The organism is Rhodococcus sp. UNC363MFTsu5.1, assembly GCF_000686785.1.
GTDB classification, from domain to species: Bacteria; Actinomycetota; Actinomycetes; order Mycobacteriales; family Mycobacteriaceae; genus Rhodococcus_G; species Rhodococcus_G maanshanensis.
Genome location: NZ_JMLO01000002.1, coordinates 163,446 through 180,774, shown reverse-complemented (window position 1 = coordinate 180,774; position 17,329 = coordinate 163,446). Strand labels below are relative to the sequence as shown.

Below are 17,329 nucleotides of genomic sequence, written 5' to 3'. Positions count from 1 at the left end.
CACATGTCAGCTCCCCGGATCACCGTCCTCGGCAGCATCAACATGGACCTGGTCACCACCACCCCGCGGCTGCCTGCTCCCGGCGAGACCATCCTCGGCCACGGCTTCTCGACCGGACCGGGAGGCAAGGGCGCCAACCAGGCCGTCGCCGCGGCCCGCGCGGGCGCCGAGGTGCGGTTCCTCGGCGCGGTCGGCGACGACGCCTTCGCGCCGGAACTGCGGACCGCGCTGCTCGGCGCGGGGGTGGACGCCGACCTGCTGCGCGAGACCGAGGGGCCGAGCGGGGTCGCCGTCATCTCGGTCGACGATTCCGGCGAGAACTCCATCGTCGTGGTGAGCGGAGCCAACGCCGCCATGCGCGAACCGACCACCGCCGAGCTCGGCGCGATCGCCGCCGCCGACCTCCTGCTGTGCCAGCTGGAGCTCCCGCTGGCCGCCGTGACCGCCGGCGCCCGCCACGCCAGGGCCAACGGGACAACGGTGATCCTCAACCCGTCACCGGCTGCGCCGCTCCCGGACGAGCTGCTCGAGTGCGTGGACGTGCTCGTCGTGAACGAGACCGAGGCCGCGCAACTGGGCGCATCGACCCTGGCACGGGTGCCCGACGTGGTCACCACCCTCGGTGCGCGGGGCGCCACCCTGCGCGGTCCCGGCGGCATGGAGACACGCAGCGAGCCGCCCGCCGTCGAGGTGGTGGACACAACAGGCGCAGGCGATGCCTTCGCCGGGACCCTCGCCGCGTGCTGGCACCTCGGGCGAGAGGTCGCGCTCGCGCGGGCGTGCGCCGCCGGGGCCCTCGCCACCACCAGGGCGGGGGCCGCCTCGGCACCGACCGGCGCCGAGGTCGACGCCGCGCGGGGCGGCGGTGACCCGATGTCGTAGCCGTCGGGCACCATGGGAGCCATGACCACAGCCACCGAGCCCGCGACCCTCGATCTCCGTGCCGACGCGGAACGGCTGCTGCGCGAGCTCGCCGGACCCGACGCCACGCTGCGCGAGGACCAGTGGACGGCGATCGAGGCGCTGGTGGTGCAGCGCAAACGCGCGCTGGTGGTGCAGCGGACCGGCTGGGGCAAGTCCGCCGTCTACTTCATCTCCGCGAAGCTGCTGCGGGCGCGCGGGCACGGACCAACCGTGATCGTCTCCCCACTGCTCGCGCTGATGCGCAACCAGGTGGCCTCCGCCGAGCGTGCCGGGGTCCGCGCCGCGACGATCAATTCCGGCAACGTCACCGAATGGGACGAGATCCACGCCGCCATCGCCGACGGGACCGTGGATGTGCTGCTGGTCAGCCCGGAGCGGCTGAACAATCCCGACTTCCGCGACCAGGTGCTGCCCTCGCTCGCCGCGGACGCGGGCCTTGTCGTGGTCGACGAGGCGCACTGCGTCTCCGACTGGGGCCACGACTTCCGCCCCGACTACCGACGGATCCGCACGCTGATCGGCGAGCTGGGCGAGGGCATTCCCGTGCTGGCCACCACCGCGACCGCGAACGACCGGGTGGTGGCCGACGTGTCAGCACAACTCGGGGTCGGCGGCTCCGAGACCCTTGTGCTGCGCGGCGGCCTCGAGCGGGAGTCGCTGCGGCTGTCGGTGGTGCACATCGACGAGGCCAGCAAGCGCGCCGCCTGGCTCGGCCAGCAGCTGGACCGGCTGCCCGGGTCCGGCATCATCTACACCCTCACCGTGTCCGCCGCCCGCGACCTGGCCGGGCTGCTCTCCGAGCAGGGCCACGAGGTGGCCGCCTACACCGGCCAGACCGACCCGGCCGAACGCGAGAGCCTCGAGGCCGACCTGCTCGAGAACCGGGTCAAGGCCCTGGTCGCGACGTCGGCGCTCGGCATGGGATTCGACAAGCCCGACCTCGGGTTCGTCGTCCACCTCGGCGCCCCGTCCTCCCCCATCTCCTACTACCAGCAGGTCGGCCGCGCCGGCCGCTCCACCGACCGAGCCGAGGTGGTCCTGCTGCCCGGGTTCGAGGACCGGCAGATCTGGAGCTACTTCGCCAGCATCGCATTCCCGCGCGAGCACCTGGTGCGCAGGGTCATCGAGGTGCTCGACGCCGAACGACCGCAGTCCACCCAGGCCCTCGAGCCGCTGGTCGAGCTCAGCAGGAACCGGCTCGAGATGGTGCTCAAGGTCCTGGACGTGGACGGCGCCGTCAAGCGGGTCCGCGGCGGCTGGATCAGCACCGGGCAGCCGTGGGAGTACGACGCGGAGCGATACGGCAGGCTCGAGCAGGCCCGCGAGTCCGAGCAGCAGGCGATGATCGAGTACCAGCGAACCCCCATGTGCCGCATGGAGTTCCTGCGGCGACAGCTGGACGACCCCGGCCTGTCCGCCGACCCCCAGCCGTGTGGTCGCTGCGACAACTGCGCGGGCTCCGCCCACTCCGCGGAGGTGGATGAGGAGGCCATCGCGCGAGCGCGGGCGAGGCTGGACCGGCCCGGCGTCGACCTGGCCCCGCGCAAGCAGTGGCCGACCGGCCTCGCCAAGCTGGGCGTGCCGTTGTCCGGCAAGATCACCGACGGACCCGAGACGGGCCGGGTGCTCGGCCGCCTGTCCGACCTCGGCTGGGGCCAGCGCCTGCGCGCGCTGTTCGACGAGCCCGACGGCCCGGTGCCGGACGCGATCGTCGACGCCTGCGTCAAGGTGTTGGCCGCCTGGGATTGGCAGCAGCGACCGACGGCGGTGATGGCCCTCGAATCGGCGACCCGCCCTCAGTTGATCGGCTCGCTCGCCGACCGGCTCGCGCAGGTCGGCAGGCTCCGCAACCTGGGCACCCTCACCAGGAACCCCGAGCGCCCGCCGGTGTCCGCGGCCAATTCCGCCTACCGCGTTGCGGGGCTGACGGGGGCCTGGCTGGCGCCGGATCTGGGTGGCGCCGACGGGCCGATCCTGCTGCTCGACGACCTCGCCGACACCGGCTGGACGCTCACGATGGCGGCCCGCGAACTCCGCATGGCCGGCGCTCCGGCCGTCCTGCCGTTTGCCCTGGCGAGCGTCAGCTGACATCCCCCATGTGACCAGGCTCACACAGTCGGGCTCACCAGTACGGGAGCGGGGTCAGCGCATGCGGAATCGCCCGGGGTAGCTGTAATCCGTTGCGCCCATTGTTACGTTCGTTCGACAGATGAGCCCCGTTACAGAGAGTGCGACCCCGACCACCGCTCCCGGAGCGGTGACGACAAGGCAGCCCGATATCGATGACGCCGTGCGGATGTGGGAGATTGCCCGCGATTCGCAGGTGCTCGATCTGAACTCAAGCTATGCATACCTGTTGTGGTGCAGGGATTTCCGTGACACATCCGTGGTCGCGGAACAGGACGGCCGCGTCGGCGGTTTCGTCACCGGTTTCGTCCGACCGGAAGATCCCCGGACGGTCTTCGTCTGGCAGGTGGCGGTCGACGAATCGCTGCGCGGCCGCGGAGTGGCCGCGGCGATGCTGAACGCCCTGCTCGATCACCTCGCCCTCCAGGGCGTGACCAGACTCGAGACCACGATCAGTCCGGGCAACGAGGCGTCCCGAGCCCTGTTCTCATCGGTGGCTCGGATGCGATACGCCGACCTCACCAAGCGAGAACTGTTCACCAACAAGCATTTTCCCGATCAGCACGAATCCGAAGAGCTCTACATCATCGGCGATGACACCACCGGAGGAGAGCGATGACCACCCTGGAAGACAACAGCATCTTTGCCACCCTCGAGTCCGAGGTCCGCAGCTACAGCCGGAGCTGGCCGACCGTGTTCAGCTCCGCGTCCGGCTCCTGGATGCGCGCCGAGGACGGCCGCGACTACCTGGACTTCTTCGCGGGTGCGGGCGCGCTGAACTACGGCCACAACAACCCCGTACTCAAGCAGGCGCTCGTCGACTACATCGTCGGCGACGGCATCACCCACAGCCTCGACATGTCCACCGTGGCGAAGCGGCAGTTCCTCGAGAGCTTCCAGCGGCACATCCTCGAACCGCGCGGGCTCGACTACAAGGTCCAGTTCCCCGGGCCGACCGGCGCGAACACCGTCGAGGCGGCGCTCAAGCTGGCCAGGAAGGTCACCGGCCGAGAGTCGATCATCAACTTCACCAACGCCTTTCACGGCATGACCCTTGGCGCACTGTCGGTCACCGGCAACTCGATGAAGCGCGCGGGTGCGGGGGTTCCGCTGGTACACGCCACGCCGATGCCCTTCGACAACTACTTCGACGGCGCCACCGAGGATTTCCACTGGTTCGAGCGCGTGCTGGACGATTCCGGCAGTGGACTGAACCGTCCTGCCGCGGTCATCGTGGAGACCGTGCAGGGTGAGGGCGGGGTGAACGTCGCGCGACCGGAGTGGCTGCGTGCGCTCGCCGAACTCTGCCGGAGCCGGGACATCCTGCTCATCGTGGACGACGTCCAGATGGGCTGCGGGCGAACCGGGCCGTTCTTCTCCTTCGAGATCGCGGGGATCACGCCGGACATCGTCACGCTGTCGAAGTCGATCGGCGGCTACGGCCTGCCGATGGCCCTGACCCTGATGCGGCCCGAACTCGACGTATGGGCGCCCGGCGAGCACAACGGCACCTTCCGCGGGAACAACCCCGCATTCGTGACGGCGACGGCCGCGATCGAGCAGTACTGGACCGACGACACGCTGGAGCGCTCCACCGCCGCCAAGGGCAAGCGCATCGCGCAGATCTTCGCCAACCTGTCGGACCAGTTCGACGGGGTGAGCACCCGCGGCCGCGGCATGGTCCAGGGCCTGGTGTTCGACGATCCGGGCAGGGCGGTCAAGGTGTGCGGGCTCGCGTTCGACGAGGGCCTGCTGGCCGAGACCTCCGGCCCCTCCGACGAGGTGGTCAAGCTCCTGCCGCCGCTGACGATCACCGATGCCGAACTCGACCACGGCCTGAGCATTCTCGCCGAGGCCACCGCCAAGGTCTGTGCCTGAGGAGGGACCGAAGATGATCGTCCGCACCACCGAAGAGATCACCGGCACCGAGCGCGACATCACCAGCGCCGATGGGAACTGGCGCAGCAAACGCATCGTGCTCGGCGCGGATCGCGTCGGATTCTCGTTCCACGAGACCACGATTCGGGCCGGATCCGTCAACGAGTTCCACTACGCCAATCACGTCGAGGCGGTCTGGCTGATCGAGGGCGACGGCATCCTCACTGACCTGGACAACGGCGTCGTCCACCAGCTCGGCCCCGGCTCGATGTACCTGCTCGACGGCCACGAGCGACACCGGGTCGAGCCGGTCACCGAGATGCGCATGCTGTGCGTGTTCAACCCCCCGGTCACCGGTCGCGAGGTCCATGACGAGAACGGCGTCTATCCGCTGATCGAGATCCCCGGCTAGCCGCAGGCGCTCCGCGCCCGTGCGCGGTTGACGAGTGCAGGGACACGTCAACCGCGCACGGGCGGCTCAGCCGGGCGTGATCGAGCGCTCGGCCAGGAGCCAGCAGTCGTTGACCTTCCGGAAAACATCGCGGTAGGTCCCCATGCTCGAGAGTCTCGGCGCGGTGGTGGTGTCGACGAAGAACTGCCAGACCGACTGCACGCGGGCGGAATCCTCGGAATCGAACGCTATGGACACACAGCTGGTCACGTGCCGTGTCGCGGTGCCGGGACCGGCGATCCCGTCGGCCCGTCGACCGCCGGCACTCGCCGCGATCGCGTGCCTGCCCTCGACGATCTGGGGTGCAATCGCGACGCTCGGGCCTGCGCTCTTCATCTCCCAGACCGCGTCGTCCGTGAAAAGCTGGATGTACTCGTCGATCGATCCCTCGTCGGCCAGATGAGCAATCCGCGCAACCAGCGAACGGATCACCTCGGACGGGCACTCAGTTGCCATCGATCACTCCTCGCTCGAAGAAACTCGGTTCCGGTGGGCAGGGTGTCAGGCTCACACGCCGTATCCCCCATCGACATCGAGTTTTTGCCCGCTGATGAAGTCGGCGCGATCGGACGCAAGGAAACAGACTGCCTCAGCGATGTCGTCGGCATCTCCGAATGTCCCCAAGGGTATGCGCCCCCTCGCGACGTCCAAAGCGTGATCGTCCAGCTCGCCGTTCCCGATGAGCCTCGCGGCCATCCCGTCAGTGGTCATTCCGGGCCCGACGCAGTTCGCTCGGACGCCGTATCGTCCTTCCTCGGCCGCGATTCCCCGGACGAGTGCCTCGACGGCGCCCTTGGGTCCGACCGACATCCCGTCCCGAACCGGATAACGTGCGGTCCCCGCGCTGGTGATTGCGACGACACTCCCCCTGGTTTCCCGCAGATGCGGCAGTGCGGCGTGAGTCGCGTTGAAGAAACCGGCGACGTCGTCGACCACCTGGCGCTTGAAGTCGACCGGATCGACCTTGCTCAGGTGCCGCATCGGCACGTGCGGGCCCGCCGCGTAGACGAGAGTGTGTATTCCACCGAACTCCGCCGCTGCCTGCGCCACGACCTCGGAAGCCGAGGCGGCGTCGGACAGGTCGAGCTGCCAGGTCTTCGCCCCCCGACCGTGCGTACGCGCGGCGGCGAGGACCTCGTCGAGCGCACTGTGCGAACGGAAGTAGGTCAGCGCGACGTCGCTACCGCGCTCGATGAACATCCGAGCAGTCGCCTTCCCCAGTCCGCCACTGGCACCGAGCACCAGCGCGGCTCCAGAACGATGGCTGAAATCTTCCACGTAGTCCCTCCTCGGGGAGTTGTCGAACGATGCACTGGGACGCCCCACTGTGCTGATGCGCGTCCCGACGTGGCCTGAGTAGTTGGTACCCCACCACAGACGGACAAGCAAGCATTTGGTTGGTATCGACGTCGACGGCTACCCGACCGAGGACGTCACGCTGCGGTTTCGTGCCTCGCGGGCCTCGGGGAAGGTTCCGCCCAGCGGGAACTCAGCGGTCGACCTGACCAAACCACCTGCCGCCCAATACATGCCACTATTGGCGAACACCATGACGAAACCAGGCCCCGAGGAGACCGACATGACGCCCGTGCCCATCGCCCTCGGCCCCCACGCCGACCCCCTGCTGATGGAGGCCATCGCCTCGGGCGGAGGCGAATGGGCGCCGATGGTCGACGCGCAGGCACTGGTCTGGGCGGCGGACCCCGACCGGTTCCCCGACGAGCTGCCGGAGTCGGTCCGGTGGGTGCAGCTGTACTCCGCCGGGGTCGAGGACTGGTTCGCGGCCGGGATCATCGCCCGCCACCCACGGGTCGTGTTCACCTCGGCCGCCGGCGCGTTCTCCGCGACCGTCGCCGAGCACGCCTTCGCGCTGCTGCTGGCCGGGGTCCGGGCACTGCCCGAGCAACTCGCCGCCACCAGCTGGCGGCAGCAGGAGTTCTTCGGCAAGGTCGGAACGCTGCGCGGGAGCACGGTGGCGATCGTCGGCGCGGGAGGCATCGGGCGCGCGCTGATCCCGATGCTCAGCTCGGTCGGCGCGAGGGTGCTCGCGGTCACCCGCTCGGGGCGGGCGGTTCCCGGCGCCGCCGAGACCCTGCCAGCCGACCGCACCGACGAGGTCTGGGACCGCACCGATCACGTCGTGGTCGCGGCGCCCGCGACGGCCAGGACACGGCACCTCGTCGGCGCCGAGCAACTGGCCCGGCTGGGCGCCCACTCGTGGGTGATCAATGTGGCACGGGGCTCCCTCGTCGACACCGACGCCCTCGTGAAGGCGCTCCGGGACAAGGCGATCGGCGGCGCCGGGCTCGATGTCACCGACCCCGAGCCACTGCCGGACGGGCATCCGCTGTGGACCCTGCCGAACGCGATCATCACCCCGCACTGCTCGAACCCGCCGTCGGTCCGGCCGCCCGCCTTCGCCGACCACGTCGCGATGAACGTACGACGCTTCGTGGCCGGCGAGGAGCTGCTGGCACGGATCGACCCGGTCGCGGGTTACTGAGCCCCTGACTCCTCGTCCGGGGTGAGGGCGGGCTTCGCGGGCGACACCCGGATCACGCCCGCATCCAGGTCGAGGTCGAGGCGCGGCTGATACGTCTGCCCGCCGCCGTCCTGACTGTCGTCGTTCTCCAGCTTCTTCCCCGGGAACATCTCACCGATAACACCCATGCGATCGACCGTACTCGCGACGCTCCGGGTCCGCCCGGATCCCCATGGTCATTCCGCCGGGTAGAACAGCTCACGGGCGCGCCGGGCCACCTCCTCGGCTGGCACGTCCTCGATCTTCGTGCAGACCGCCCACCGATGCCCGAACGGATCGAGGAAGACCCCGTGCCGGTCGCCGGAGAACGTGTCCGCGACGGCGCTGACGAGGGTGGCGCCCGCGCGAACCGCCCGGTCCACGAACGCGTCGGTGTCGTCGACGTACACCACCACCGAGCTGTGCACCCAGCCCTGCTCGGGCGCCTTGAGTCCGTAATCGGGCATGTCATCGGACAGCTGCAGCATCGAGTCGCCGATCCGCAGCTCGGCGTGCATCAGGCCGCCGTCGGGGGCGTTCATCGCGTCCACGACCTCGGCACCGAGGCCGCGACGGTAGAAGTCCAGCGCCGCCTGGCCGTCCTTGACGGCGAGATAGGGCGTGAGGGTCCGGTATCCGGCGGGGATTGGGTTCACTGTGCTCATGCCGACCAGTGTCGAGCGAGGCACCCGATGCGGGATTGAACATTCACGACACGGTTAGCCTGGAAGCCATGTCCGCTCCCCCACTCGAGACCCCGGCAGGCGAGGACAGTGCGCGCCTGGCCGACCTGGTGGGCGGCCGCCGGGTGGTCGCTCTGACCGGCGCGGGGATGTCCACCGACTCGGGCATCCCGGACTACCGGGGTCCCGACTCCCCTCCGCGCACCCCGATGACCTTCCAGCAGTTCATGGGCGACGCCGCGTTCCGCAGGCACTACTGGGCCCGCAATCACCTCGGCTGGCGACACATGGACGCCTCGCGCCCCAATGCCGGCCACCGCGCGCTCGCCGGACTGGAACGGGCGGGCGTGGTCTGCGGCGTGCTGACCCAGAACGTGGACCTGCTGCACACCAAGGCGGGCAGCAGGAGGGTCATCGACCTGCACGGCAGCTACGCACAGGTGCGGTGCATGGGGTGCGAAGCCCTGATCTCGCGGTTCACCCTCGCGCAGCGGCTCGATGCCGCGAATCCTGGGTTCGCCGAATCCGTCTCCGCGGCAACGGGAGTCGAGATCGCGCCCGATGCCGACGCGGTGATCGAGGAGACCGCACACTTCGTGATGGTCAACTGCGAGCACTGCGGCGGGATCCTGAAACCGGACATCGTCTACTTCGGCGAGAGCGTGCCCAAACCCCGGGTCGAGGCGGCGTTCGCGATGGTCGCCGAGTGCGAGCTACTGCTGGTGCTCGGGTCCTCGCTGACCGTCATGTCCGGCCTGCGCTTCGTCCGCCGCGCCGCCAAGGACGGCACCCCGGTTGTCATCGTCAACCGGGGTCCGACCAGGGGCGACGAGTTCGCGACACTCAAACTGGATGCCGGCTGCTCGGAGGTCCTGACCGCCCTCGACGATCAGAAGGTCTCGGGGTTCCAGACGTAGATCTTGTTCGTCAGCGGCCCCAGCCACGGGGTGTCCAGCCAATGCTTGTTCCCCCACGGGTCGACCTGATACCCGCCGGTCATCCCGTGCCAGGAGGTGCAGTACACCTCGCCCGCACCGAACGGGCTGAGCACGATCTTGTCGCTCGCACCGTCACGGATCCAGGCCTGCGGGTCCCACGGCGCCCGGAACGACTCGCACCGCGAGTACTCCCCTGGACCGCCCACCGCTGCCGCCGTCGGCGCAAGCACCGTCCCCAACCCGATCGCCACGATCCCCGCCGCCGCCACCATCAAGCCCCTCATGCGATTTCGCCTCCCCATCTGAATACCGGACAGTCTGTTTGTCCGTTTCGAGGGGGCAGGCGTTACAGCCGCACGAGATCGTCGGCGTGCACAACGGGCCGCTGAAGCTCGGACGGCAGCTCGACCGTTGACCGGCCCAGCATCTCGCCGAGCTCGGTCGAGTCGTACGCCACCACACCGCGCGCGACCGGCGAACCGTCGGGACCGAACAGCGACACCACGTCCCCGCCGTAGAACCGGCCGTCGACACCGGTGATCCCGGCGGGCAGCAACGACCGCCGCCGGTCGACCACCGCCCGCACCGCACCCGCATCGAGATGCAGCCCGCCCCTGGTGTCGGCAGCATGCCGCACCCAGAACTTGCGCGCCGACATCCGGGTCGGCCGAGCCGCGAAGGCCGTGCCGACGCCTGCGCCGGTCAGGGCATCGGCGGCCTCGGTGGCCGCGGCGAGCAGCACCGGCACACCGGAGTCGGCCGCGAGCCGGGCCGCGGACAGCTTGGAGGCCATCCCGCCGGTGCCGAGCGCTCCCCCGGAGCCGGCGACAACGCCGTCGAGATCCTCGGGGCTGGTCACCTCGGGGATCAGCGTGGCGCCACCCTTGCGGGGGTCGCCGTCGTACAGGCCGTCGACGTCGGAGAGCAGGACCAGCGCGTCCGCCCCGACGAGGTGCGCGACCATCGCGGCCAGCCGGTCGTTGTCCCCGAAGCGCAGTTCGGTGGTGGCGACGGTGTCGTTCTCGTTGACGATCGCGACTGCACCGAGGGCACGGAGCCGGTCGAGGGTGCTCTGCGCGTTGCGGTGCTGGGTGCGCCGGGCGATGTCGTCGGCGGTGAGCAGCACCTGCCCGACGGTCCGCCCGTACCGCGCGAACGAGGTGCCCCAGGCATGCGCGAGCGCCAGCTGCCCGACACTGGCCGCCGCCTGCTTGGTGGCGAGATCCCGTGGCCGCTTGGTCAGCCCGAGCGGGGCGATGCCGGCCCCGACCGCGCCGGAGGACACCACCACGACGTCGGAGCCGGCGCGCATCCTGGCCTCGATCGCGTCGGCGAGGGCGTTCAGCGCCCGCAGGTCGATGCCGGACTCCATGCTGGTGAGCGCGGAGGACCCGATCTTCACGACCACGCTGCGCGCGGTCGCGATGGTGGCGCGGGTCTCCGAGAGCGAACGGACCGCGTCGTCCATCACTGTTCTTCGGGATCCAGGCCTTCGAGGCCACGCCGGATCCGGTGCGCGTGCTTACGTTCGGCTGCGCCGATGCGGTCCACCTGATCGAGTCGCGGATCCGTGCCGCGGCCGGTGCGGGTCAAGTCGATGCCCGCCGGGGTCTGCGGCTCCCACTCGAAGCTGACATCGCCGATGGTGACGTAGCAACCGGGCTCGGCGCCCTGCTTGACCAACGCGTCCTCGACACCGAGCCGGGCGAGCCGGTCCGCGAGGTAGCCGACGGCTTCGTCATTGTCGAACGCGGTCTGACGGATCCACCGCTCCGGCCGGGTACCGCGGACGATGAAGCCACCGGGGGTCTCCGGGTCGGCGATGACGCTGAAGCCGGTCTCGTCCTTGGCAACCGGGCGGATGATCTGACGCTTCGGCTCGGCCTTCGGGTGCGCGAGACGGTACTCCTCGACCATCTTTGCCAGAGCAAAGGTCAACGGGCGCAGCCCTTCCCGACTGACCGCCGAGATCGTGAACACGGGCCAGCCACGCTCCTCGAACTCGGGGGTGATCATCTCCGCGAGCTCCGCCGCGTCGGGGACGTCGGCCTTGTTCAGGATGACGATCCGGGGACGGTCGGCGAGGTCGCCGAGGCTCGCGTCGCCCGACAGCGCGGGCTTGTACGCGGCGAGTTCGGCCTCGAGCGCGTCGACGTCGGAGACCGGGTCACGGCCCGGCTCGAGGGTGGCGCAGTCGACGACGTGCGCGAGCACGGCGGTGCGCTCGATGTGCCGCAGGAAGTCCAGGCCGAGGCCTCGGCCCTCGCTGGCGCCCGGGATCAGTCCCGGCACGTCGGCGACGGTGAACGTGGTGTCGCCGCTCGAGACCACGCCCAGGTTCGGCACCAGCGTGGTGAACGGGTAGTCCGCGATCTTCGGCTTGGCGGCCGAGAGCACCGAGACCAGCGACGACTTGCCCGCGGACGGGAAGCCGACGAGTCCGACATCGGCGACCGACTTGAGCTCGAGGACGAGGTCGCGCTCGACGCCCTCCTCCCCGAGCAGGGCGAAGCCGGGCGCCTTGCGGGCCTTCGAGGACAGCGCCGCATTGCCGAGGCCGCCGCGGCCGCCGGGGGCCGCGTCGAAGCGGGACCCGGTGCCGATCAGGTCGGCGAGGACGTTGCCGTCGGAGTCGAGGACCACGGTGCCGTCCGGCACGCGCAGGACCAGATCCGAGCCGTTCGCGCCCTCGCGGTTGCCGCCTGCGCCCTGCTTGCCGTTGCCCGCCTTGGCATGCGGGTGGAAGTGGAAGTCCAGCAGGGTGTGCACGTTCTCGTCGACGACGAGCACCACGTCACCGCCACGCCCGCCGTTGCCGCCGTCCGGTCCGCCGAGCGGCTTGAACTTCTCGCGGTGAACGGAGGCGCAACCATTGCCGCCTTTTCCGGCGCTGACGTGCAGCACCACGCGGTCAATGAATCGGGACATGACTGCCGGATCCTTCCTCAGTCTGGAAAAAAGCAATAGGGGCGGGCCGGGTATGAGACCCTGGCCCGCCCCTATTGGGGAGCTTAGAACGCGTCACGCCTCGACCGAGAAACGATCGGGCGAAAGTCGCGGCAGAATCAGGCCTCTGCCGCGGCCGGGACGATGTTGACGGTCTTGCGTCCACGCTTGGTGCCGAACTCGACCGCACCTGCGGCGAGCGCGAACAGGGTGTCGTCGCCGCCACGGCCGACGTTCACGCCGGGGTGGAAGTGGGTTCCGCGCTGACGCACCAGGATCTCGCCTGCGCTGACGGACTGGCCGCCGAAGCGCTTCACGCCGAGTCGCTGGGCGTTCGAATCGCGACCGTTACGGGAGCTGGATGCACCCTTCTTATGTGCCATGTTGTTGACCCTCCTCGGGTGAAATCAGCTGAAGAAGCGCTAGTTACTTGATGCCGGTGACCTTGAGGACCGTCAGCTTCTGCCGGTGGCCCTGACGCTTGTGGTAGCCGGTCTTGTTCTTGAACTTGTGGATGCGGATCTTCGGACCCTTGGTGTGCTCGACGACCTCGCCGGTGACCGTGATCTTGGCCAGCTTGGCGGCGTCGGTGGTCAGCTCGGAACCGTCGACGACGAGAACCGGGGCCAGCGAGACAGCAGTGCCGGGCTCACCCTCGATCTTCTCGACCTTGACGAGGTCGCCGACAGCGACCTTGTACTGCTTTCCGCCGGTCTTGACGATCGCGTACGTTGCCATCGGAGGGCTACCCCTTGCTTCTTCGAACGTGCTCGCGCGGCTTGAGCCGCGCGACTGGTCTGGTGTGCTTGCTACCTCGGGCAGGCCCGCCGCCGCCCTCGCGGGCGCAGCAGAGCCATATCGCCGGGTAGCGACCGGTCAAGGTTACGGGATGGAGAACCGCAGGGTCAAACTGGCGATCTCCGACTCCCCTCGACCGGCCGTCGGTCAGGCGTCGACGTCCGCCGGCGGTCCCGCGGGCCTGGCCGCGGCCCGACGACGAGGCCGACGAGCGGGCGCGGCGGGTGCGCCGTCCCCCTTGACGGGTTCCGTCGCCACGGCGGTCTCCTCGGCCTTCGCCGGCTCGACCACCACTGGCTCGACAACCTTGGTCTCGACGACCTCGGGTTCGACGACCGCCTTCTCGACGACCTTGGGCTCGGCCGGTTCGGGCGCTGCCTCGATCACGACCACGGCGGCCTCAGCGGCCTCCTGGGTCTCCGCCGCGGGGGCGGCTGTGGCCCGGGACGCACGCCGCGAACGACGCCTGCCCTTCGTGGGGGCCTCGGCTGGGGCCTCAGCGGGCTCCGGCGCGGCCTGCGCCTCCGGTTCCGCCCCGACATCGACGGCAACCTCGACAACCGGTTCGACGGCGACCTCGGCCACCGTCGGCTCCGGCGTGGCGGCAGTGGCCTCGGCAGGCTCCGGCTGGTGCTCGGCGGATTCGTCGTCGTGGTGATGCGCGGCCATCGCGAGCGCCACCGGGTGGGCGCGCTTGACCGTCGCGTCGACCTCGGCAGCGGGCGCCTGTCCGTTCTTGGGTGCGGCGGTCTCCGCGGCGCCGGACTTGTCGCGTCCCCGCTTCTTGCGGCCGCCGGACTCGCCCTTCGGCGCGCCCGAACGTCCGGCGTCCTCGGAGGTGCGCACCTCGACCGGCTCCGCATGCACGATGATGCCGCGGCCGTGGCAGTGCTCACAGTTGGTGGAGAACGCCTCGACCAGTCCGGTGCCCAGCTTCTTTCGGGTCATCTGGACCAGGCCGAGCGAGGTCACCTCGGACACCTGGTGGCGGGTCCGGTCGCGGCCGAGCGCCTCGGTCAGTCGACGCAGGACCAGGTCCCGGTTCGACTCGAGCACCATGTCGATGAAGTCGACCACGATCATGCCGCCGATGTCGCGCAGCCGCATCTGACGCACGATCTCCTCGGCCGCCTCCAGGTTGTTCCTGGTGACGGTCTCCTCGAGGTTGCCGCCCGCGCCGGTGAACTTGCCGGTGTTGACGTCGACGACGGTCATCGCCTCGGTGCGGTCGATCACCAGGGTGCCGCCCGAGGGCAGCCACACCTTGCGGTCGAGCGCCTTGGCCAGCTGCTCGTCGATCCGCTTCGCCTCGAACACGTCGGGGCCGCCGTTGCCCTCGTACTTCTCGACCCGCGGCAGCAGGTCGGGCGCGACGGTCTTGATGTAGTTCTCGACCGTCGACCAGGACTTCTCGCCCTCGATGACGATCTTGGCGAAGTCCTCGTTGAAGAGGTCACGGACGACCTTGACCAGCAGGTCCGGCTCCTCGTACAGGGCCTTCGGATTGCCCGACTTGCCCTTGTCCGCGGCCGCGGCCTGCTTCTCGATGTCGTCCCACTGGGTCTGCAGACGCTTGACGTCGCGGGCCAGCTCTTCCTCGCTCACGCCCTCCGACGCGGTGCGGATGATGACACCCGCCTCCGGCGGCACGATCTCGCGCAGGATCTCCTTGAGGCGCTTGCGCTCGGTGTCGGGCAGCTTGCGGCTGATGCCGGTCGAGCTGCCGCCGGGCACGTACACCAGGAATCGCCCGGCCAGGGAGATCTGCGTGGTCAGGCGGGCACCCTTGTGCCCGACCGGATCCTTGCTGACCTGGACCAGGACCTGGTCACCCGGCTTGAGGGCCTGCTCGATCTTGCGGCTGTTGCCGCCGAGGCCTGCGGCCTCCCAGTTGACCTCACCCGCGTACAGCACGCCGTTGCGGCCGCGGCCGATGTCGATGAACGCGGCCTCCATCGAGGGCAGCACGTTCTGGACACGACCGAGGTAGACGTTGCCGACCATCGACGCGGACGCCGAGCTGGTGACGAAGTGCTCGACGAGGATGCCGTCCTCGAGCACCGCGACCTGCGTCAGGCCCTCCGCGTGCGCGCCGGTCTTCTCGCGGACCACCATCACGCGGTCGACGGCCTCGCGGCGCGCCAGGAACTCCGATTCGGTGAGGATCGGCGGGCGGCGACGGCCGGCGTCGCGCCCGTCGCGGCGGCGCTGACGCTTGGCCTCGAGCCGGGTCGAGCCCGAGATGCCCTGGACCTCGTCCTTGACGCGGGCCTTCGTGCGCGGCTCGCGCTCGTGCACCACGGTGGTGACGCCGTCGTCCTCGGTGGCTGCCTCCGCACCATCGCCACTGCCCTTGCGGCGGCGGCGACGACGACGGCGACGGCTCGATCCGTCTCCGGCCTCGCCTGCCTCCTCCGACTCCTCGGACTCGGCCGCCTCGGCCTCGGCCTCCGGCTCGGTGGACTCGGCCTGCTCGGTGACCTCGGCGGTGGCCTCGGCCGCTCCCTCGGACTCGTTCTGCTCCTCGTCGGTGGCCTGCTCGCCCCGGCCGCGACCACGACCGCGACGACCACGACGCCTGCGACGGCTCTGCGACTCGCCGCCGTCCTCGTCGGACTCGACCTCTGCCGCGGTGGCCTCCTCGGTCACCGAGGTGTCGGCCTCCTCGACCGCACGCTCCTCGTGACGCTCCTCGTGCTCGACGACGGTGGTCACCTCGATGGGCGCGTCCTCGCTCGGCGCCGCTGCCACGCGGCGGGCGCGGCGACGCCGGGGTGCGGCCTCCGCGGCGGCCGCGTCGGGCTGCAGGAACAGCGGGGCCTGGAACACGGGGGTGACGTCGGGAACGACGTGCACCTCGGGCTCGGCGATGTTGGTGAACAGCCCCGCGGTCTCCACGCCGGGCGCGGACGCGGCTTCCGGCCTCGCCGTCTCGGACGCGGGAGCCGGTTCGGCCGCTGCGACCTCCGGTTGCGCCTCGGCCTGCGGGTTGAACGCCGCGTGCACCCGCTCGGCGAGGGCGCGGTCAACGCTGGACTGCGCGCTGCGCACCTCGGCACCGAACTCGGCGACCTGGGCGAGCACCTGCTTGCTGGTCAGTCCCAGCAGCTTGGCGAGCGCGTGCACCCGAATCTTGTCCGGGAAGGTCGGCACCGCATTCGCTGCGGCTGAAGTCTGTGAATTTTCGGGCGGCGCTTGATCGGCCACGTAGTCTCCTCGGACCCCCGGGCGCGTCCACCCAGGTCGTCCTGGGTGTGAAGCGGCCACGCGAGGGCGCTGATTGTGTACTCATACCGGTGGGCATGAGATTGTCTGGTCTCGCCCCGCACGTCTCGCAGTGACCCGTTAAATCACTGCCAGCTCGCACGGCGCCTGGCTGGATGGCCGTACTCCCTGGTCCGTGCGCCTGATCATCCAGCGTGCCTGGGATCGCGAGGGATTTCCTGCGCGCCGTGGCAGCGATGATCGGGCATCGAACCGTGGTGTCATCCGATCGGGCCCGTATGGAACACATCGCGGGTCGACCGCCATCAGTATCCCACACCGGTGGGCCCGACCACGCCAACGGCGCACCGGCGCCGATCCAGCGTGGCGTGTTCGGACCTCTTACGGGTGGTCGGGGGTGATGCGGACTAGCCGCGGGCGAGCTCGGGGAACCAGAGCGCGATCTCCCGCTCGGCCGACTCGACGGAGTCGGAGCCGTGGACCAGGTTCTGCTGGCCGTCCAACGCCAGATCTGCGCGGATGGAACCGGGGACGGCCTTCTCGACCGGGTCGGTGCCGCCCGCGAGCTGCCGGAACGCCGCGATCGCGCGCGGGCCCTCGAGCACCGCGGCGACGAGGGGCCCGGACGTGATGAACTCGATCAGCCCCGGGTAGAAGGGCCTGCCCAGGTGCTCGGCGTAATGCTGGCCTGCCAGCGCCTCGTCCGCGGACTTCATCTCGAGGGCCGTGATGGACAGCCCTTTGCGCTCGACACGGGAGAGGATCTCTCCTACGAATCGGCGCGCGACGCCATCGGGCTTGATCAGTACCAGGGTCCGCTCAGTCACGGCGGACAGCT

General features: G+C 69.9%; 18 protein-coding genes. 7 read left to right on the top strand and 11 right to left on the bottom strand.

Translation table 11 applies throughout. From position 1 onward, the window contains the following. Positions 1-3: 3 nt before the first annotated feature. The 5 genes from BR31_RS0104500 to BR31_RS0104480 all read left to right on the top strand — a co-directional run bounded on the left by BR31_RS0104500 (position 4) and on the right by BR31_RS0104480 (position 5,341). Positions 4-882 (top strand): ribokinase, encoded by an 879-nt coding sequence (locus BR31_RS0104500; RefSeq protein WP_027499915.1) that lies wholly within the window; start codon positions 4-6, stop codon positions 880-882. Positions 883-903: 21 nt separating this feature from the next. Beyond that, positions 904-3,012: a RecQ family ATP-dependent DNA helicase gene (locus BR31_RS0104495; RefSeq protein WP_027499914.1), complete on the top strand. Its 2,109-nt coding sequence runs from the start codon at positions 904-906 to the stop codon at positions 3,010-3,012. 121 nt (positions 3,013-3,133) lie between these two features. Beyond that, complete coding sequence (gene ectA / locus BR31_RS0104490; RefSeq protein WP_027499913.1) at positions 3,134-3,670, top strand: diaminobutyrate acetyltransferase; 537 nt, start codon at positions 3,134-3,136, stop codon at positions 3,668-3,670. Next, the gene (ectB, locus tag BR31_RS0104485) at positions 3,667-4,929 is read left to right on the top strand and encodes a diaminobutyrate--2-oxoglutarate transaminase (RefSeq protein WP_027499912.1); all 1,263 of its coding nucleotides are present in this window, start codon (positions 3,667-3,669) and stop codon (positions 4,927-4,929) included. Before ectA ends, ectB begins: the two co-directional genes overlap by 4 nt. 13 nt (positions 4,930-4,942) lie before the next feature. Then, a complete protein-coding gene (locus BR31_RS0104480; RefSeq protein WP_027499911.1) occupies positions 4,943-5,341 on the top strand; it encodes an ectoine synthase in 399 nt (132 codons plus the stop codon). A gap of 66 nt (positions 5,342-5,407) precedes the next feature. Here the strand turns inward: BR31_RS0104480 and BR31_RS0104475 are convergent, their stop codons facing one another. Beyond that, positions 5,408-5,836, bottom strand: a complete 429-nt coding sequence (locus BR31_RS0104475) for a nuclear transport factor 2 family protein (RefSeq protein WP_027499910.1) — start codon at positions 5,834-5,836, stop codon at positions 5,408-5,410. A gap of 51 nt (positions 5,837-5,887) precedes the next feature. Next, positions 5,888-6,658, bottom strand: coding sequence for an SDR family NAD(P)-dependent oxidoreductase (locus tag BR31_RS0104470; protein ID WP_027499909.1), 771 nt, complete (start codon positions 6,656-6,658; stop codon positions 5,888-5,890). Positions 6,659-6,959: 301 nt separating this feature from the next. On the opposite strand from BR31_RS0104470, the gene BR31_RS0104465 reads away from it, so the two are divergent. Beyond that, entirely contained in the window at positions 6,960-7,883 is a 924-nt protein-coding gene (locus BR31_RS0104465) for a D-isomer specific 2-hydroxyacid dehydrogenase family protein (RefSeq protein WP_027499908.1), read from the top strand. On the opposite strand, the gene BR31_RS31815 is transcribed toward BR31_RS0104465, so the two are convergent. Both BR31_RS31815 and BR31_RS0104455 read right to left on the bottom strand, forming a co-directional pair. Next, positions 7,877-8,050 (bottom strand): hypothetical protein, encoded by a 174-nt coding sequence (locus tag BR31_RS31815; RefSeq protein WP_197023550.1) that lies wholly within the window; start codon positions 8,048-8,050, stop codon positions 7,877-7,879. The genes BR31_RS0104465 and BR31_RS31815 overlap by 7 nt on opposite strands. 48 nt (positions 8,051-8,098) lie before the next feature. After that, complete coding sequence (locus BR31_RS0104455) at positions 8,099-8,566, bottom strand: VOC family protein (protein WP_027499907.1); 468 nt, start codon at positions 8,564-8,566, stop codon at positions 8,099-8,101. Positions 8,567-8,634: 68 nt separating this feature from the next. Between BR31_RS0104455 and BR31_RS0104450 the strand changes: the two genes are divergently transcribed. Further along, positions 8,635-9,501, top strand: coding sequence for a Sir2 family NAD-dependent protein deacetylase (locus BR31_RS0104450; RefSeq protein WP_051636953.1), 867 nt, complete (start codon positions 8,635-8,637; stop codon positions 9,499-9,501). On the opposite strand, the gene BR31_RS27390 is transcribed toward BR31_RS0104450, so the two are convergent. The 7 genes from BR31_RS27390 to ndk all read right to left on the bottom strand — a co-directional run bounded on the left by BR31_RS27390 (position 9,474) and on the right by ndk (position 17,318). After that, positions 9,474-9,806 carry a hypothetical protein gene (locus tag BR31_RS27390; RefSeq protein WP_156042350.1) on the bottom strand — a complete coding sequence of 111 codons (333 nt, stop codon included), beginning with the start codon at positions 9,804-9,806 and terminating at the stop codon, positions 9,474-9,476. The two genes, BR31_RS0104450 and BR31_RS27390, sit on opposite strands and share 28 nt — an antisense overlap. A gap of 62 nt (positions 9,807-9,868) precedes the next feature. Next, positions 9,869-10,990 carry a glutamate 5-kinase gene (gene proB / locus BR31_RS0104440; RefSeq protein WP_037175539.1) on the bottom strand — a complete coding sequence of 374 codons (1,122 nt, stop codon included), beginning with the start codon at positions 10,988-10,990 and terminating at the stop codon, positions 9,869-9,871. Then, positions 10,990-12,450 carry a GTPase ObgE gene (gene obgE / locus BR31_RS0104435; protein ID WP_027499904.1) on the bottom strand — a complete coding sequence of 487 codons (1,461 nt, stop codon included), beginning with the start codon at positions 12,448-12,450 and terminating at the stop codon, positions 10,990-10,992. Before obgE ends, proB begins: the two co-directional genes overlap by 1 nt. A 137-nt stretch (positions 12,451-12,587) precedes the next feature. After that, the gene (rpmA, locus tag BR31_RS0104430; RefSeq protein ID WP_027499903.1) at positions 12,588-12,851 is read right to left on the bottom strand and encodes a 50S ribosomal protein L27; all 264 of its coding nucleotides are present in this window, start codon (positions 12,849-12,851) and stop codon (positions 12,588-12,590) included. A gap of 43 nt (positions 12,852-12,894) precedes the next feature. After that, the gene (gene rplU, locus BR31_RS0104425) at positions 12,895-13,206 is read right to left on the bottom strand and encodes a 50S ribosomal protein L21 (RefSeq protein ID WP_027499902.1); all 312 of its coding nucleotides are present in this window, start codon (positions 13,204-13,206) and stop codon (positions 12,895-12,897) included. 207 nt (positions 13,207-13,413) lie between these two features. Then, the gene (locus BR31_RS0104420) at positions 13,414-16,473 is read right to left on the bottom strand and encodes a translation initiation factor IF-2 N-terminal domain-containing protein (protein WP_027499901.1); all 3,060 of its coding nucleotides are present in this window, start codon (positions 16,471-16,473) and stop codon (positions 13,414-13,416) included. 425 nt (positions 16,474-16,898) lie between these two features. Continuing rightward, entirely contained in the window at positions 16,899-17,318 is a 420-nt protein-coding gene (ndk, locus tag BR31_RS0104415; protein ID WP_027499900.1) for a nucleoside-diphosphate kinase, read from the bottom strand. Positions 17,319-17,329 lie beyond the last annotated feature (11 nt).